This window comes from Staphylococcus sp. 231237_7MaSpsaltlick (genome assembly GCF_043107035.1).
Window position 1 is genome coordinate 204,383 of the sequence record NZ_JBICNX010000005.1, and the last position, 18,798, is coordinate 223,180.

18 protein-coding genes are annotated in these 18,798 nt (G+C 32.4%); 13 read left to right on the forward strand and 5 right to left on the reverse strand.

Translation table 11 applies throughout. The features are described 5' to 3' along the window. Window positions 1-21 precede the first annotated feature (21 nt). Both ACF91D_RS11620 and mdh read left to right on the forward strand, forming a co-directional pair. Window positions 22-633, forward strand: a complete 612-nt coding sequence (locus ACF91D_RS11620) for a DedA family protein (protein ID WP_069792726.1) — start codon at window positions 22-24, stop codon at window positions 631-633. A gap of 100 nt (window positions 634-733) precedes the next feature. After that, window positions 734-1,669: a malate dehydrogenase gene (mdh, locus tag ACF91D_RS11625; protein WP_069792725.1), complete on the forward strand. Its 936-nt coding sequence runs from the start codon at window positions 734-736 to the stop codon at window positions 1,667-1,669. Window positions 1,670-2,054: 385 nt separating this feature from the next. Here mdh and ACF91D_RS11630 read toward each other — a convergent pair whose 3' ends face one another. The 3 genes from ACF91D_RS11630 to ACF91D_RS11640 form a co-directional block, all read right to left on the reverse strand. After that, on the reverse strand, window positions 2,055-2,330 hold the full coding sequence (locus tag ACF91D_RS11630) for a hypothetical protein (protein WP_069792724.1): 276 nt from the start codon (window positions 2,328-2,330) through the stop codon (window positions 2,055-2,057). Next, entirely contained in the window at window positions 2,327-2,944 is a 618-nt protein-coding gene (locus tag ACF91D_RS11635) for a DUF1361 domain-containing protein (protein WP_039068809.1), read from the reverse strand. The genes ACF91D_RS11630 and ACF91D_RS11635 overlap by 4 nt, the downstream gene beginning before the upstream one ends. Before the next feature lie 382 nt (window positions 2,945-3,326). Beyond that, entirely contained in the window at window positions 3,327-3,746 is a 420-nt protein-coding gene (locus ACF91D_RS11640) for a PPC domain-containing DNA-binding protein (RefSeq protein ID WP_039068807.1), read from the reverse strand. A 204-nt stretch (window positions 3,747-3,950) separates the two neighbouring features. On the opposite strand from ACF91D_RS11640, the gene norA reads away from it, so the two are divergent. From norA to ACF91D_RS11695, 11 genes are all read left to right on the forward strand, one after another. Further along, entirely contained in the window at window positions 3,951-5,111 is a 1,161-nt protein-coding gene (gene norA, locus ACF91D_RS11645; RefSeq protein ID WP_039068806.1) for a multidrug efflux MFS transporter NorA, read from the forward strand. 398 nt (window positions 5,112-5,509) lie between these two features. Next, a complete protein-coding gene (locus ACF91D_RS11650) occupies window positions 5,510-6,244 on the forward strand; it encodes a hypothetical protein (protein WP_119585295.1) in 735 nt (244 codons plus the stop codon). Window positions 6,245-6,425: 181 nt separating this feature from the next. Beyond that, a complete protein-coding gene (gene galU, locus ACF91D_RS11655; protein ID WP_039068804.1) occupies window positions 6,426-7,295 on the forward strand; it encodes a UTP--glucose-1-phosphate uridylyltransferase GalU in 870 nt (289 codons plus the stop codon). 107 nt (window positions 7,296-7,402) lie between these two features. Further along, window positions 7,403-7,888 (forward strand): Cys-tRNA(Pro) deacylase, encoded by a 486-nt coding sequence (gene ybaK, locus ACF91D_RS11660; protein WP_327620787.1) that lies wholly within the window; start codon window positions 7,403-7,405, stop codon window positions 7,886-7,888. Window positions 7,889-8,433: 545 nt separating this feature from the next. Beyond that, window positions 8,434-9,192, forward strand: a complete 759-nt coding sequence (locus ACF91D_RS11665) for a DeoR/GlpR family DNA-binding transcription regulator (RefSeq protein ID WP_069792722.1) — start codon at window positions 8,434-8,436, stop codon at window positions 9,190-9,192. Continuing rightward, window positions 9,189-10,112: a 1-phosphofructokinase gene (gene pfkB, locus ACF91D_RS11670; protein WP_101093958.1), complete on the forward strand. Its 924-nt coding sequence runs from the start codon at window positions 9,189-9,191 to the stop codon at window positions 10,110-10,112. Before ACF91D_RS11665 ends, pfkB begins: the two co-directional genes overlap by 4 nt. Window position 10,113: 1 nt before the next feature. Further along, a complete protein-coding gene (locus tag ACF91D_RS11675) occupies window positions 10,114-12,063 on the forward strand; it encodes a PTS fructose transporter subunit IIABC (protein ID WP_101050403.1) in 1,950 nt (649 codons plus the stop codon). A gap of 198 nt (window positions 12,064-12,261) precedes the next feature. Beyond that, on the forward strand, window positions 12,262-13,422 hold the full coding sequence (gene nagA, locus ACF91D_RS11680; protein ID WP_327620786.1) for an N-acetylglucosamine-6-phosphate deacetylase: 1,161 nt from the start codon (window positions 12,262-12,264) through the stop codon (window positions 13,420-13,422). A 267-nt stretch (window positions 13,423-13,689) separates the two neighbouring features. Beyond that, window positions 13,690-15,039 (forward strand): hemolysin family protein, encoded by a 1,350-nt coding sequence (locus tag ACF91D_RS11685; protein WP_069792720.1) that lies wholly within the window; start codon window positions 13,690-13,692, stop codon window positions 15,037-15,039. Between the two features lie 329 nt (window positions 15,040-15,368). After that, a complete protein-coding gene (locus ACF91D_RS11690) occupies window positions 15,369-16,208 on the forward strand; it encodes an aldo/keto reductase (RefSeq protein ID WP_119585289.1) in 840 nt (279 codons plus the stop codon). 369 nt (window positions 16,209-16,577) lie between these two features. Further along, window positions 16,578-17,639 (forward strand): glycosyltransferase family 2 protein, encoded by a 1,062-nt coding sequence (locus ACF91D_RS11695; RefSeq protein ID WP_039068794.1) that lies wholly within the window; start codon window positions 16,578-16,580, stop codon window positions 17,637-17,639. Between the two features lie 180 nt (window positions 17,640-17,819). On the opposite strand, the gene ACF91D_RS11700 is transcribed toward ACF91D_RS11695, so the two are convergent. Next, on the reverse strand, window positions 17,820-18,074 hold the full coding sequence (locus ACF91D_RS11700; protein ID WP_017722549.1) for a GlsB/YeaQ/YmgE family stress response membrane protein: 255 nt from the start codon (window positions 18,072-18,074) through the stop codon (window positions 17,820-17,822). A gap of 63 nt (window positions 18,075-18,137) precedes the next feature. Next, on the reverse strand, window positions 18,138-18,731 hold the full coding sequence (locus ACF91D_RS11705) for a hypothetical protein (RefSeq protein ID WP_039068792.1): 594 nt from the start codon (window positions 18,729-18,731) through the stop codon (window positions 18,138-18,140). Window positions 18,732-18,798: the final 67 nt, after the last annotated feature.

The following is an 18,798-nucleotide window of genomic DNA, read 5'->3' on the forward strand; positions in this document are numbered from 1 at the left end:
AAGACCTATAGGAGGAAATGAATGGAACAGTGGATAACGCATTTTATGGAGCAACACGGCTATTTAGGTATAGCATTATTAATCTTTTTGGAAAATATATTTCCTCCAATACCATCTGAAATTATTTTAACGTTTGGCGGTTTTATGACAACTAAGTCTGACCTTGGCTTTATTGGAGTGACAATTACCTCAACACTTGGTTCTGTTATTGGAGCTATTGTTCTATATGGTATTGGCGCTTGGATTGGTAAACAGAATTTATATCGCTTTATAAATCGTTATGGAAAGTTTTTACGTGTAAAAACTAAAGATATAGATAGAACGATTAATTGGTTTGAAAAGTATGGTTACTGGACAATTTTCTTTTGTCGTTTTGTACCACTGTTAAGAAGTTTAATCTCTATCCCAGCAGGCTTAACTCGAATGAATATACCTTTGTTTATTTTGTTTACTACGATTGGTACATTAATTTGGAATACGGTTTTGATTTATTTAGGTCAAGCCGTGGGTGGAAACTGGCATGCAATTGTTTATTACATGGATATTTATTCTAAAATAATTTATTTTGTATTAATTGTTTTAGCCATTTTGATAATTTGGAAATGGATTAAAAGACAAAAAACACATAAGTAAATTTGATAATTTAAATTAACGAAATGAAATCATTATCGTTGGTTAGAGATGATATAATTTATGTAACATAATCAAGAGATTGTATGAGGGAGTTGTTTTTATGACAAAACAAAAAGTTTCTATTATAGGTGGGGGCAATACGGGAGCGACATTAGCTTTTATCGTTGCGCAACAAGAGTTGGCTGATGTGGTTTTGATTGATCGTCCAACAAACGAAGGTCAAGTTAAAGGGAAGGCATTAGATATTTTAGAAAGTAGTCCAGTCTATGGTTTTGATGTAAATGTAAAAGGGTCCGTTGATTATACTGATACAAAAGATTCAGATGTTGTAGTAATTACAGCAGGTGTGCCACGTAAACCTGGCATGAGTCGTGATGATTTAGTACAAGTTAATGAGGCTGTTATGCATGATGTTACAAAAGAAATCGTGAAATATTCACCTGACTGTAAGATTATTGTACTTACCAACCCTGTAGATGCTATGACATATTCTGTATTAAAAGCTTCTGGATTTCCAAAAGAGCGTGTAATAGGGCAATCTGGTGTATTAGATACGTCAAGATATCTAACATTTATCGCAGAAGCCTTAAATGTATCTGTTAAAGATATCAAAGGTTTAGTACTAGGCGGTCATGGCGATACGATGGTCCCGTTAGTAGATTCAACTAATGTGAACGGCGTACCACTTCATAAATTACTTGATGCACAACAAATTGAGGCAATTGTTGAACGTACACGTAAGGGGGGCGCAGAAATTGTAGAATTACTTGGAAATGGTTCAGCTTATTACGCCCCAGCTTCAGCTGTCTACAGTATGATTGAAGCGATATTAAAAGATCAACATAGATTGCTTCCTAGTATTGCTTTGTTAGAAGGAGAATACCAATTTACTGATATATGTTTAGGCGTTCCGACAATTTTAAGTTCAAATGGTATTGAGCGCATTATAGACTTGAATTTATCTGATGACGAATATGCGCAATTAAAGGTTTCTGCCGAATCAGTTCAAGAAGTTAAACAAGCATTAAAGCTTTAAAATTTATGGTATGACGGATTCATTTTAAATAGGTGATTTATATATAACGCTTTTAGCTAAGAGGTGGGACATAATAACATGTTCCACCTCTTATTTTTTATCACGTTAGAGCAATAATAAAAATGGTTTAGTTAAAGTTTAGCTCAGTTAATAAAATTTTGAAATCTAATATAACGTGTTTAGTTTATTTAGGAAAATGAAGCGATTGGCGGTTATATTATTATTATGGCTGAAGCAATTTATAAATACGTAAAAAGCTGCCGACAAAATGTTCGAAGACTTGTCGACAGCTTAGTAATGCGTATGCAAATTTGTAAATTATTATATACACCCATAAGTAAGAGGTATGTCGTGACCAAAATATAATATATACTATATAAATTTATTAAAATCTAAAGACACAAATATATAAAGTTACATATTCAAAAAACGTCAATATATACATGTATTTTAATCTTAATTTTATATTGATAGGGACATTCCAATTTGGAAAACGACGTTCATAATAAAATAGCTGGAGATAAAATAAACCAATACCTAATGGGAATAACATCAATATAATGCTGTGAAGATATGAAAAGCCTACATCATGTAATAAGTGTCCTATAATCAATTGACATAAAATTAAAACGATAATGAGAACTAAAATATTCCAAGTCATTTTACGCTACGCACTCCTTTCGCAAATAGGAATATGATCACTTGTAACGCAATAAGTAATAAAATAAAACGTAACGTATCAGCATTTAAACTCGAGGATACTTCATTAAAAATACGAAGCGGTTCATGAATAAGATAAACTGAATGTAGACGTAAGAAACGTCCGATAAATATACCGAGACCATTTAAGAACATCATAACTATAATAATTAATCTATTAAGCCAAAGATATTGGGTGAATTGTTCCATTTCTAAAAACATTAAGATTAATAGGTAAATAGCTAGTAATACACCAGATACAAGAAATGCAAAGTATGCCCATTCGCTAATTACTAAACCTTGATAAAAATTGAAATTAAACTGATTTAAATGTATTAAGTCAGTAATCATATACAAAGTATTTGGTACCATAAAGACAAAAATAAGTGTGAAAATAATGAATAATGGCCACTCATATTTGTATTTTGGTTTAAATAAATTTAACAGTAAGCATAGTTCAAACGGCACATACGCTAGAAATAGGTTAAGCGTCATAAATTGGAAATAATTATTAAAAAATATTGAAACTAATATCAATATAAGGAAAATGCTTCTAGCGATATAACGCGCTTGCATAAATACACCTACTTTCTTTTTAATTAAGCGCTAATATAATAGATTACTAATGAATTGTAATTTAATTGTACATAATTGAATATAATCAAAAACACATTTTGTGCTAATAGACAAAGACCAATATTAACTTATGTTTTTGAAATATGAGACTACATGATACATTTTTTAAATACAAATTTCAATTATTAACTTAAATTATACATGTTAAACAAGCAGATATAGCGCTTTAAAAGGGACATTTAAGCGTATAATCTATAGAAAGATAAACCCATGTATAAAAACAGAGATGCTTCTACGATATTGAAACATCCCTGCTTACTAAACGTTGTACATATTGAGTAACATTTAGTCTGAAGTTACTCTTTTACTTTAAATAACAAAATTATAAATCTAACAAGTTTAACCCAATTGTTTCATTGTGTTTGCGATTTATATCTAAAGTTGTCATTGTAATTACAATTTCTGCTGTAGCAGAAACGACAGCTTTAGTTAAATGCCCACTCAGTGTTTCGTATTGGTTAGTTCCGAAAGTGGCATGCAAATGCGCAAAAGGCTTTTCGTCAATATGAGAAATATTACCCATTAAACTGATGAGCTCTAATGGTTCATCGATGGTTTTCTTTTCATAAGTTTTGGTGTCTAAATTATAGAAGTTAAGTTCCGCGCTAGAACATGCGCCAATGCCACTAACTGTACCGAATTGACCACCTTGTTCTGTTGCAATATCTGTTACCGCAGATACAATATCTTCACCTTGTTCTAATACTAAAACAATTGTCTTACCATCTACTTGATAAATCATATGAAACCCCCATTCTGAAAATTAGATACACTTTTATTATACAAGTTATAATTACGATATTATATGATAGTGATTAGAAAATGAATTTTTTATTGTCATTTCTCTTGAAACTGTTATAAAATGTTTTAATGTTAGGCTTGTTCTCGTGTATTAGAGAATTGAAAGCCACGTTAAACAATTTATAAAAAGAAAGGAGCGAGTAACGTGAAGAAGCAGTTTATTATTTTATATTTTAATATTTTTCTTGTCTTTTTAGGTATTGGTTTAGTTGTTCCTGTGCTCCCCGTTTATTTAAAAGATTTAGGTTTAAAAGGTAGCGATTTAGGCATACTTGTAGCTGTATTTGCTTTAGCTCAAATGATTATTTCACCATTTGGTGGTACACTCGCAGATAAATTAGGTAAAAAGTTAATCATCTGTATTGGCTTAGGCCTATTTGCGATTTCAGAATTCTTATTCGCTGCAAGTCATACGTTCTCACTTCTAATTATTTCTAGAGTACTTGGTGGCTTTAGTGCGGGTATGGTTATGCCAGGCGTTACAGGCATGATTGCAGATATTTCATCAGGTAGAGATAAAGCTAAAAACTTTGGATATATGTCAGCAATAATTAATTCGGGATTTATTTTAGGACCAGGACTTGGTGGGTTATTAGCAGAAGTATCACATAGATTACCTTTCTATGTTGCAGGCTTTAGTGGCTGTTTAGCCTTATTACTATCGATTATACTTATTAAAAATCCGAAACATGAAACGCAAGATGGGTTTACCAAATATCAACCTGAGTTACTAGCGAAAATTGACTGGAAAGTCTTTCTTACGCCAATCATTTTAACACTAGTATTAGCTTTCGGGTTATCTTCATTTGAAACACTGTTTCCATTATATACTGCTGATAAAGCGCAATATTCTCCTATTGATATCTCATTTGCTATCACAGGCGGCGGTATTTTAGGTGCGGTATTCCAAGTTTTCTTTTTTGATAAGTTTATGAACTATTTTAAAGAACTAACATTTATTACTTATTCATTGTTATATTCAGCAATTATTCTATTGGCATTAACTTTTGTTCATGGTTATTGGTCAATCATGTTCATCAGCTTTATTGTTTTTATTGGTTTCGATATGATTCGCCCAGCTATTACAAATTATTTCTCGAATATAGCAGGAAATAGACAAGGTTTTGCAGGTGGGTTAAACTCTACGTTTACCAGTATGGGAAACTTTATTGGTCCATTAGTTGCAGGTACATTATATGATATTAATTTTGAGTTTCCATTATACATGTCAATATTCGTTATGGTTTTAGGTATGTTGGTCATCTTTATAGAGAGTCAATTGAGATCACGATTTAGAAGAACATAATTCATTGTAAGAAAGAGGTGGTTAGGATATATGACCATGACGTGTCCTAATCTTAAATATGTTATAAATTTTAGCTAAGTGATTGTAAATAAATGTTGAGTTTGTGCGGCTTTTTTGTTTTGGTAAAAGTGGGGCAATGAAATCTGATTAAAAATAATTAGATTTCATTGCCCTGCTTTTTTTATTATATGGAATTTTAATTGCGTTAATGGCGATATCTATATTAGTCGTATTGAAGGAAGGGTGAATATGACACTTGTATTAAATAAAGTAGTTATTACGTAATAAACATGTAACAAAGGTTACGATTGTTTTAAATTGTGTTCTATATAAGTTTTTCGTCAATAATCTATGATAACATTATAGGAAATGTAATAACTGTAAGTAAGGGGATAAACTTGAAAAATTTAATTTTAACTATCATGGCCTTCCTTCTCGCTTGCTGCTTAGCTTTTCTTCTTTTTATAGCTACGAACCAACAAGCTCTAGGCAAAGTGCATGAAACCATTTCTAGTTTTTCTGTTGTGGATGAAATTGCAGAAGCTAAAGATATAACTAAAGAAAAAAGTGAGAATCCAATAAATGCAGCAACGGAAAAAGAAACACATAAAGAGCCATATAATGCCAAAAACTATAAACCTATTGCCAAATTGACGACACATGATTTAAAAAATGACGAAATTGGAAAAGCAAATTTGCCTTCATTTTCCAACTCATTACAAAAGGCACAAACATTAGTGAATAAAGATAATAATGCTTCAAATGCTTATAATGATTACGGTATTGATACGACGTGTCAAGGCGTACATTATTATATCTTCACATTTGAAAATAAAAGTAAACCAAATACGTATTATCGAGTTACTGTAGATGAATATAATAAAGCAAGCGTTTTTGATAAGTCTTATCAAATAAAACAGCAAAATGATAAACCTAATATTTCTCCTCAAGAATCTGAAGTTATAGCACAAAAATATGCTATTGATGAGCTAGGTGAAAACGCAGTGTTAAAAGATGTTAAAGAATCGAAAGATGGCATGTTTTATACATTCCATGAATATAAAACAGAAAGAGACTATAAAGTTGTTGTGAATAAAACAGGAGATGTTATTCGTCAACCAGCGCTTGATTAAGCATTAAAAATAGCCACACAAACGTTAATTTATGACGTTTATGTGGTTATTTTTTATAAATGAAAAAAGTATTAAGTGAAACGTTTCAATGTTATGATAATATTAACGGCTAAAAAGGATAATGAAGTGTAGATTATTTTCAATCAGTACGTAAAATTTGTTTAAGAAAGGGATGAGCGTTTTGAGAAAAATAAAGAAAGCAATCATACCAGCTGCTGGTTTGGGTACGAGGTTTTTGCCGGCTACAAAAGCTATGCCGAAAGAAATGTTGCCAATCTTAGATAAACCGACAATTCAATACATAGTTGAAGAAGCGGCTCGTGCAGGTATTGAAGATATCATTATTGTAACAGGTAAACATAAAAGAGCTATTGAAGATCATTTTGATAATCAAAAGGAATTAGAAATGATTTTAGAAGACAAGGATAAGCAAGAATTACTTGAAAAAGTGAAATACTCTACAGAGCTTGCGAATATATTCTATGTTAGACAAAAAGAGCAAAAAGGATTAGGTCATGCGATTTATTCTGCGCGTCAATTTATAGGCGATGAACCCTTTGCAGTATTATTAGGTGACGATATAGTTGAATCTGAAACGCCAGCGATTAAACAATTGATGAATGCTTATGAAGAAACTGGAAAATCAGTGATTGGTGTACAAGAAGTTAAAGAAAATTTAACGCATAGATATGGTATTATCGATCCTATGAAAAAGTTAGGTAGAAAATATGAAGTGGCTAAATTTGTTGAAAAACCAAAACAAGGCACGGCACCTTCTAACTTAGCTATCATGGGACGTTATGTATTGACTGCGGATATCTTTGATTATTTAGCGACACAAGGTAAAGGCGCAGGTGGCGAAATTCAACTTACAGATGCAATTGAACGTTTAAACACAAATGATCAAGTTTACGCTTATGACTTTGAAGGTGAACGGTATGATGTTGGTGAAAAATTAGGATTTGTGAAAACTACGATTGAATACGCTTTGAAAGATGAAACAATGCGAGATGAATTAACTGATTTTATTAAAAGTTTGAAATTAGATTAAAGTTTTGAATTAAAAATCATACTAGGATGATAAATAAAGTTAAAATCCTATCATTTGTGCTGTTATATGTATCAATCGGAGTGGTTGATACACTATGAGGTGATGAAATGAAACAAAAGAAAACAAACGCGATGCGAATATTAGACAGACAAGCTATAGCATATAGCGTGAATACATATGATATTAGTACACAACATATGGATGGAGAACATGTAGCCCAAAAAGTAGGCGTTGCTCCAGAACATCTATATAAAACGCTTGTGTTAGAGAATACAGCGCATGAACACTTCGTTTTTATTATACCAGTAAATAAAACATTAGATATGAAAGCAGCAGCCCAGTCAGTGGCAGAAAAAAAGTTGAATTTAATGCCGCTTGATCAATTGAAAAAGGTTACTGGTTATATTAGAGGTGGTTGTTCGCCAATAGGAATGAAGCGTCAGTTTCCAACAGTGATTGACCAACATGCTGCAGCATTAGATTCAATATACGTAAGTGGCGGAGACCGAGGGGTTCAAATTAATATAAAAGTAGAAGATTTAATCGCAGTAACACAAGCGCAAGTTGTACATGTCGTACAAGAGGTAATGTAGCACGGACATAGCATTATAACTGATTTAACTTAACATACATGTCAAATTGAACTATCTAGAAAGCGGCTTTTGCTACTAAGAAAGTATTAAGATTAAAGGTTTCCTTAATAATGTATGTTTAACCACTTTATAACTTTTATACATAAGGCCCTTTGTTAATTTAGTTCTGTTTATTAAATTTTATACAAATGTCTTTTTTTGTACTCAAGTAGAAACTTTGTAACGTGCTAATGCTAAGCTAAATATGTAAGCTTGTTATTATAAGGTTTTGCTTATATAAATAGCCATGAAGCAATCTATAACGATAGATTACTTTATGGCTATTTTTAGTATGTTTATTTTTGAGAAGAGAGATTTAAATCGAAGTTAATCTTTTATTAAATTTGATCTATACGAAAATAAAGCAGATAAGTGTATTAAGAACAAAATTTGACATAAACATGAATTTTCAAACTAATAGTTGACTGTTTTTGATTGTTTTTGACAAAAAATGATTGAAAAAAGAAAGCGGAAACATTATAATGGCAATGAGCTGAGGTGAAGGTATGATAACGGAAAAACGCCATGAGTTAATTTTGACTGAATTGTCAAAAAAAGATTTTTTAACGTTACAAGAATTAATCGATCGGACAGGTTGTAGTGCTTCGACAATTCGCCGTGATTTATCAAAGCTACAAAATTTTGGAAAATTAAAAAGATTACATGGAGGCGCAACACTCAATCAAACTTCAGTGTTAGAGCCCAATTTGGCAGATAAACGAGGTACCAATTTAAAAGAGAAGCAAGAAATTGGTAAAATTGCTGCGAGAGAAATAGAAGACTGCGATTGCGTATTTTTGGATGCAGGCTCTACTACACTCGAAATGATTCCGTTTATTAAAGCAAACGACATCATCGTAGTGACAAATGGTTTAACGCATGTTGAAGAACTCCTTAAATATGGAATTAGAACATTAATAATTGGTGGAGAAGTTAAATCTACTACATTTGCAACAGTGGGTGCGAGCGCCTTAGAAACGTTGAAGCGTTATCGTTTTGATAAGGTGTTTTTGGGAATGAATGGGATAGATTTAAAATATGGTTTAACAACCCCAGATGAACAAGAAGCCATTATTAAACACCATGCCATGGAATTAGGAACACAAGTTTATGTATTAATTGATCATGCTAAATACGAAAAAGTATATTTTGCTCATGTCCCCATAGAAGCTAATGTATCACTTATTACTTCTAAAAAGGCAATGACAAATAAATACTTTAGATTATTTGCTGAAAAATATAACTTTATTGGAGGAACACTATGATTTATACAGTTACATTTAATCCTTCTATTGACTACATTATGTTTGCAAATAACTTTGAACTTAATGGATTAAATCGTGCTACAGAAACATATAAATTTGCAGGTGGCAAAGGTATTAATGTTTCTAGAGTATTGAAGACACTAGGAGTACAATCTACAGCACTTGGTTTTGCAGGTGGGTTTCCAGGACAATTTATTACAGATACCTTAACTAAAGCAAATATTTGTACTGATTTTGTTCAAGTAGATGAGGATACTAGAATAAACGTTAAATTAAAAACAGGGGAAGAAACTGAAATTAATGCACCTGGTCCACAAATTTCGAGTACGCAGTTTGAAGCATTATTATCGCAAATTAGGGATACAACAGAAGAAGATACAGTGGTTGTTGCTGGTAGTATACCTAAGAGTGTGCCAAGTGATGCTTATGAACAAATTGCTAAGATTACAAAAGAAACAGGGGCACAACTAGTAGTTGATGCTGAAAAAGATTTAGTTGAATCTGTATTAAAATATAATCCATTATTTATTAAACCGAATAAAGATGAATTAGAAGTAATGTTTAATACTACAATTGATTCAGATCAAAAAGTGATTCAATTTGCACATGAAATTTTAGCAAAAGGTGCTAAATCTGTAATTATCTCATTGGGAGGAGAAGGAGCCGTATATGTAGATGAACAATACAGTTATAAAGCAAGTGTACCAAATGGTCATGTTGTAAATACTGTTGGCTCTGGAGATAGTACAGTAGCAGGCATGGTTGCAGGTTTAGAAGCAGGTCTGACGACTGAAGAAGCATTTAAACAAGCTGTGTCAGCAGGTACTGCTACAGCATTTAATGATGATTTAGCTACGAAAACTGCAATTGAAGACATTAAAACACAAGTTGTGATTACGACACTAGACGGGAGTGAATAATATGAGAATTACCGAATTATTAACAAAAGATACAATTGCAATGGATCTTTCTTCAACAGAAAAGAATGGTGTCATTGACGAACTAGTTAATCAATTAGATAAGGCTGGAAAACTAAATGATGTGACTTCTTTTAAAGAAGCAATCCATAATCGTGAATCTCAAAGTACAACAGGTATTGGTGAAGGTATAGCGATACCTCACGCTAAGGTTTCAGCAGTTACTACACCAGCAATTGCATTTGGGAAATCAAAAGCAGGTGTAGATTATCAAAGTTTAGATATGCAACCAGCACATTTATTCTTTATGATTGCTGCACCAGAAGGCGGAGCACAAACACACTTAGATGCATTAGCTAAATTGTCAGGTATTCTGATGGATGAAAATGTTCGTGAATCATTACTTCATGCCAATTCACCTGAAGAAGTATTACAAATTATAGATCAGGCTGATGATGAAGCAACTGAAGAAGAAGCATCTGAAGAGGCGGCTCAAGGTGTTGCCACAGATAATGAAAATTCAAATGAACCATACGTTTTAGCAGTAACAGCATGTCCAACAGGTATTGCTCATACTTACATGGCACGTGACGCTTTGAAAAAACAAGCTGAGAAAATGAATGTTAAGATTAAAGTTGAAACAAATGGCTCAGGCGGCATAAAAAATCATCTTACAGACGAAGATATTCAACGTGCTTCAGGTATTATTGTAGCCGCAGATGTACATGTTGAGACAGATCGTTTTGATGGTAAAAACGTCGTTGAAGTACCTGTTGCAGATGGTATAAAACGACCAGAAGAATTAATTAACTTAGCACAAGATACATCTCGCAAGCCATTTGTAGCACGCAGTGGCAATAAGGCAAGTAATCAATCAACAAGCAACGAAAAACAAGGCGTTGGTAAAACAATATACAAACATTTAATGAATGGTGTATCTAATATGTTACCACTTGTTATCGCTGGTGGTATTTTGATGGCAATTGCGTTCTTGTTTGGTGCTAACTCTTTTGATCCAAAAAGTTCAGAATATAATGCTTTTGCTGAACAATTATGGAATATAGGTAATAAGAGTGCCTTCATGCTAATTATTCCAATACTTGCTGGTTACATTGCACGTAGTATTGCAGATAAGCCAGGCTTTGCAGCAGGTCTTGTCGGTGGTGTTCTAGCTAGTACAGGTGATTCAGGATTTATTGGCGGTATTCTTGCAGGTTTCTTAGCAGGTTATTTAACATTAGGTATTAAGAAATTATGTTCAGGTATGCCTCAAACATTAGAAGGTTTAAAACCAACACTTATCTTCCCGGTGCTTTCAGTTACGATTACAGGATTACTAATGATTTATGTTATCAATCCACCAGCATCATGGTTGAATAATACGTTATTAAATGGATTGGAAAGTTTATCAGGTACGAACATAATGCTACTTGGTTTAGTTGTTGGTGCGATGATGGCTATTGATATGGGCGGTCCGTTTAATAAGGCGGCTTATGTATTCTCTGTAGCAGCGTTGACAAGTGGTAATGCTGCGCCAATTACTGCAGCAATGATTGGTGGTATGGTGCCTCCAATTGCGATTGCAACAGCAATGGTTCTATTCCGTAAGAAATTCACAAAAGAACAAAAAGGTTCTGTACTACCTAACTATATTATGGGCTTATCATTTATAACGGAAGGCGCTATTCCATTTGCAGCTGCTGACCCAATTCGAGTTATACCTTCAATGATGGTTGGATCTGGTGTGGCTGGTGCAATTGCGCTAGGACTTGGTTCAGCAATACAAGCGCCACATGGTGGTATTATTGTTATATTAGGAACAGACTTTGGCCACGTACTTCAATCATTAATTGCAATTATTATCGGTTCATTAGTTGCGGCAATTATTTATGGTTTATTAAAACCTAAGTTAACACAAGATGAAATTCATACTTCTGAAGCTATGAATGATTAAACTATAGATGCTTCATAACAATAAAGAAATAAAGCAAAGCCAGAAAAACTCATCTAATTGAGTTCATTTTCTGGCTTTTTTAATTATATAGTGAAAAGTAAAAAGCTTTGAATATAATTAAGTGATTGAATTTGGTAAAATATTAATAAAGTTGCAAAGAAATTAATGAGATTAAATTAGCGAAAAGAAGGTAGAAAAATGAGTAAATATGTTATTGCAAATGGTCGCATTTATACTGAAAATGAAACAATTGCACAAGGCTATATTATAATTGATAATGGTAAAATTGCACAAATTGGTACAGGTGAATATCAAGGAGAGTTAACAACTATAGATTTAAAAGGGCAACATGTGCTACCTGGTTTTATTGATATACATATGCATGGTGGCTATGGCGAAGATGCTATGGACGCTTCATTTGAAGGGTTAAAACATTTGTCAGAATCATTATTATCAGAAGGTACAACAAGCTTCTTGGCTACAACAATGACCCAGTCTGATGAAAATATTATCAAAGCATTAAAGAATATTGTGAACTATCAAGGACAACAAGATAACTTAAACGCAGCAAGTATCGTTGGGATACACTTAGAAGGGCCATTTATATCTGAACATAAGGTAGGCGCTCAAAACCCAGCGTATGTTCAACGACCTTCAGTTGCAAAGATACAACAATTTCAAGAAATTGCTAACGACCAAATTAAAGTAATGACTTTTGCACCAGAAGTAGAAGGCGCACGTGAAACTTTAGCAGCGTTACATAATCAAATTAATTTTTCTATTGGTCACACGGTAGCAACATTCGATGAAGTCAATGAAGCGGTGGCACATGGTGCGAAGCACGTGACCCACCTTTATAATGCTGGCACAGCGTTCGAACATAGAAATCCAGGATTATCTGGTGCTGCTTGGGTCAATGATAAACTTAGTACAGAATCTATCGTTGATGGTATTCATTCACATCCCGCGTCTATAAAGATTGCCTATAAACAAAAAGGAAATAAACTTTTTTTCTTGATTACCGATGCTATGAGAGCGAAAGGTATGCCAGATGGTGAATATGATTTAGGCGGTCAGAATGTAACGGTAAAAGGTTCTGAAGCGAGACTGGCCTCTGGTGCTCTTGCAGGTAGTATCTTGAAAATGAATGAAGGTTTAAAAAACTTAATTAAATTTACTGGAGCTTCTTTAGATGACTTATGGCGTGTTACAAGTTTAAACCAAGCAATTGCCTTGAACATTGAAGATAATAAAGGGAGTATAGCTGTAGGAAAAGATGCTGACATTGTAGTCGTCGATGATGATATGCATGTTTTAACAACGATTAAATCAGGCGAAGTTCACAATTTCGGATCATAATTGCTTAGGCTTAAAAATACTGAAAAATTGACTTTAATACAAATTTAAGTTTCAATAATTAATTGGCTTAAAAAGCGATTGATTGCAAAAATTACAAGAAATGTTCATTTTGTGATATGATAAAAGAAATGCGTATTTTTAGGGAGGTGTCACAATGGGAAGGATGTAGTACGTCAAAAAGCAATCATTAACAATAAAAATACTTATGTTCGGTCACCTATTGTGACACGATATTTTGGAGGTGAATCCCTAGAAATAGGGAATTAATTGGAAACTGTGACCATAATGAATTTAGTAATATTTTTTCTTTTAATAGCATTAACAACGGTATTCGTAGGCTCGGAATTCGCTTTGGTGAAAGTCCGCAGTTCTAGAATTGATCAACTTGCGTCAGAAGGTAATGGTAGTGCACGTGTAGTTAAAAAAATGATTAAAAACCTAGATTATTATTTATCAGCGTGTCAGCTCGGTATCACTGTAACTTCTTTAGGTTTAGGTTGGTTAGGTGAACCGACTTTTAATAAACTATTACACCCACTATTCGAAGCGATTAGCTTGCCTGATCCGTTAACGACAACAATATCATTTATTGTTTCATTTATTATTGTGACTTATTTACACGTAGTACTTGGTGAATTAGCACCTAAAACGTTAGCAATACAGCATACTGAAAAATTAGCATTGTTCTATTCACGACCATTATTCTATTTTGGTGTTATTATGAAACCATTAATTTGGTTAATGAACGGTTCAGCGAGAATGATTATCCGTATGTTTGGCGTTGATCCTGATGCTAATAATGACGCAATGTCAGAAGAAGAAATAAAAATAATAATCAACAACAGTTATAATGGCGGTGAAATTAACCAGACCGAATTAGCTTACATGCAAAATATCTTTTCATTTGATGAAAGACAAGCTAAAGATATTATGGTGCCGCGTACGCAAATGATAACGATGAATGAACCATTTAACGTGGATGAATTGTTAGACACAATTAAAAAACACCAATTTACCCGTTATCCTATTACAGCTGATGGGGATAAAGACCATGTAAAAGGGTTTATTAATGTGAAAGAGTTTTTAACTGAATACGCTTCAGGAAAACAAATGAAAGTAAGTAATTATGTACATGACTTACCTATGATTTCAGAAACAACACGTATTAGTGATGCACTAGTTCGTATGCAAAGAGAACATGTCCATATTTCCCTTATTATAGACGAATACGGCGGTACAGCTGGCATCTTAACAATGGAAGATATCTTAGAAGAAATTGTTGGCGAAATTCGTGATGAATTTGATGATGATGAAGTTAACGATATTGTGAAAGTAACAGACAGTAGATATCAAATCAATGGTCGTGTATTATTAAACGACCTACAAGATCAACTAGATATCGAATTTGAAGATTCAGAGGACATTGATACCATTGGTGGTTGGTTACAAGCACACAATACGAATTTACAACAGAATGATTATGTTGATACTGAATATGATAGATGGGTTATTTCTGAAATTGATAATCACCAAATCATTACTGTTATTTTAGAGTTAGAATATCATAAAAATAGACCAACATTAGAAGAAGAAGCCGAGGAAGAAGAAAATAATTAAAAAGTGATGATTAATGTGAAAGTGTAACATTAATTAGGAAATAGGAGAGAAATCAATTTTTGATAAAATGATTTCTCTCCTGTTTTTTTATGACCTATATGACTAAAAAAGTGGATTCATTGAATTTACTATAGTTAATTTTGAAGTATGCATATCATTAGATTCTTTTTATTATCAGAATTATATTTATGGGTAAGAAATATAGTTATATAGATAACATACTGTGGTCTATTAAAGGAAAAAGTGTGAGATAGTATATTTTTATGTCTAAGCGTATTAAAATAAAGATATTACTTATACAAACAAAGTAATCAGAAAGGGGATTAATAATGATAGAAGATATATATTATTTAAATAATGGTTATCCAATGCCTAAAGTAGGATTAGGTGTATATAAAATCGCAGAAGAAGAGATGGAACAAGCAGTAACAGCAGCGTTAGATGCTGGATATCGTGCATTTGATACAGCTTATTTCTATAAAAATGAAATTGCATTAGGTAATGCATTGAAAAAATCAGAAGTACCTAGAGAAGATCTATTTATTACATCTAAGTTATGGAATGACTACCAAGGGTATAATCAAACGATTGAATTCTTTACCAAATCAATTGAAAACCTTGGTACTGATTACTTAGATCTATTCTTAATACATTGGCCATGTGAAGCAGATGGCTTATTTATCGAGAGTTATAAAGCTATGGAAAAGTTATACGAGGAAGGGCGAATCCGTGCCATTGGCGTATGTAACTTTAACCAACATCACTTAGAAAAGCTTATGGAAGCAACTGAAGTTGTACCTGCAGTGAATCAGATAGAAGTGCACCCTAATTTCAATCAACAAGCATTACAGGAATATTGTGATAGCCATGATATTGCAGTTACTGCTTGGATGCCGTTAATGAGAAATAGAGGATTGCTCGAATATGATGTTATTACAAAGTTAGCTGAACGTTATAATAAAACACCAGCTCAAATTGTACTACGTTGGCATCTAGCACATAATAGACTAGTGATTCCAAAGTCTAAGACGCCTGAACGTATTAAAGAAAATTATGATATCTTTGATTTTAATTTAGAACTTACTGATATTGCTGAAATTGATAGCTTAAATAAAGATGAGCGACAAGGCAATGATCCTGATAAGGTTCGTATAGGGACATTAAAATAATTTTGAACGAGACTATGTATTCAATTGATTTCTGAATATATAGTCTTTTCTTTATTGTGTTGATAGTTTTCATTTTCAAATAATGAAAATAATTGATAGACTTAAAGTAACAATTTATAACTTTTATAAGTTTATATTTCAGTCAATATTAGCATTTTGATTAAAAATTCAATGGATGAATGATTTTTGATTTTTTAAAATTATCTTGAAATTAATTCGTTTTTAAAAATCTTCGCTTAAAAGTTAAGTTTTAATATTTAGTATTAAGGCTATATAAAGATTATGTAAATCTAAATGATTTATATAGCATAATGATGGTGAGAATTGATAAAGTAAAAATTGAAGTAATTGAAATGAAGGTGTTTATATATGCAAATAAGAGTTATAGTACCTTGTTATAATGAAGGTGAAGTAATAGTAAAAACGTATGAACGATTGACTGAAATATTATCGAAAGATAGTCAGAATCATCATTATGACTATGATTTATTATTTGTAGATGACGGAAGTAAAGATAAGACCATTAATTATATTCAAGAGATGGCCACGAAAGACAATCATGTTAAATTTATATCCTTTAGCCGTAATTTTGGTAAAGAATCAGCAATGATTGCTGGTTATCAACATAGTGAAAATTGCGATGGCGTTATTATGATTGATGCAGACTTGCAACATCCCCCTGAATTAATACCTCAAATGATAGAAGGTTATATGGACGGTTATGATCAAGTGGTAGCCAAAAGAGATAGAACGGGTGAAAATCAGTCTAGGAAAATGATGACGAAAATTTATTATAAATTGATAAATCATTTTGTAGAAGATATTAAATTAGAAGATGGCGTTGGAGATTTTAGATTGTTAAGCCAACGTGCAGTACAATCTTTAACCCAATTAGATGAATATAATAGATTTTCTAAAGGCTTGTACGAATGGATAGGTTATAATACCAAAGTCTTTACCTATGAAAATGTTGAGCGTGAGGATGGAGAATCTAAATGGTCATTTAGTAAATTATTAAATTATGGTATTGATGGTCTGATTTCATTCAATAATAAACCTTTACGTGCAATGATCTATCTAGGGCTAATTGTATTCTTTATTAGTTTGCTATATATCGGTTATATTTCAGTAGGTATTATGATAAGAGGCGTTGAAACACCAGGCTATTTCTCTACAATTGCAGCTATATTACTCCTTGGTGGCATCCAACTCATTTCAATAGGAATTGTCGGTGAGTATATCGGTCGTATTTATTACGAAGTGAAGCAACGTCCTAAATATATTGTGCAGGCTTCTAATTTCAAATGTGCTTATGAAACAAATAACCACAATATTACTCAAGATATTAACGATGACGTTGGCAGTAATGAGCGTAGAAAGTATTCGGAAACACAAGATAAAAAGAAAAAAGAACTAATTAAAAATAGATGAATTTTAATTAGTCCTTGATTAAAATACTATGAATTTATAAAAGGCAAAATAATAAATATGCGTCCGAGACAATCGTTATGTCTCGGACGCTTTTGCCTTGGCAGCCACAAAATCTCGAGTAGATTTCTGTGAGCCACTCCATATTAATTTTAGTAAATCATTACGTTTTATTATGGTTGATTATTTTTTACGTAATTTACCGAAAATGAATGAAACGACTGCAACTAAAATGATTGTACCGATTAATGCTGGGAAGATTGCGATGCCACCTAAGTGCCAACCCCAGTCACCAAAGATCCATGAACCTAATGCTGCACCTACGATACCAGCAATAATATTACCTAAGATTCCACCTGGGATATCTTTACCAACGATGCCACCAGCTATCCAGCCGATTAAGCCACCGACAATTAACATAAGTATAAAGCCAAACATAATTTAACCTCCTTTAAGAAATCATTTAACTGTTTATTTATACCACAAAATATAATATGTTAATCATTTATGTGAAAAAAATATATTCTGCCATAATAAGAAAAATATAAATAGCAAATGAACTATAATAAAGGCATACCAGTAAGGTGTTAATAGCATCATTATCGTAAAAGCACCAATCATACATATTTGACCTATTAAAATTGGGTGCTTGATACGTTGTAATAGCTTAAGTTGCTCTTTTTCATTTGGCTGAAAAGTACTATAGAAAAGTAAGATTGCGCCAATTAGGAAAATAGCAGGGGCTAAGTATGGAATAGACATATAATACGAGTCATGGCTAGTGCTATATGTAAGGATTAATGATGTACTCATGATAATTGTTAAAATAACTGCAATGAATTTTTGATCTGTAATTTTAAAAGCAGTTATCTTACGATTTAAATAAAGTTGTAATAAAGTCCAAATAAATAATTGTGTAATTGTATAAAAGGCGATGTAATCATATTCACCGACTAAAAATAAATTAATAATACCGTTGAGTGTTATTGCAATCAGTATAGAGCTAAACTTTAGTTGTTTGAAATTCTGACGATATAAATCAATGCCGAGCACAATTAATACCGTAGCTATATTTATAATTATATTAATTAGCATGATGCTCTCCTAACCTAGATACTTCACTGCAACATTATATCAATTAAGTGAAAGTTATTCATTTAAT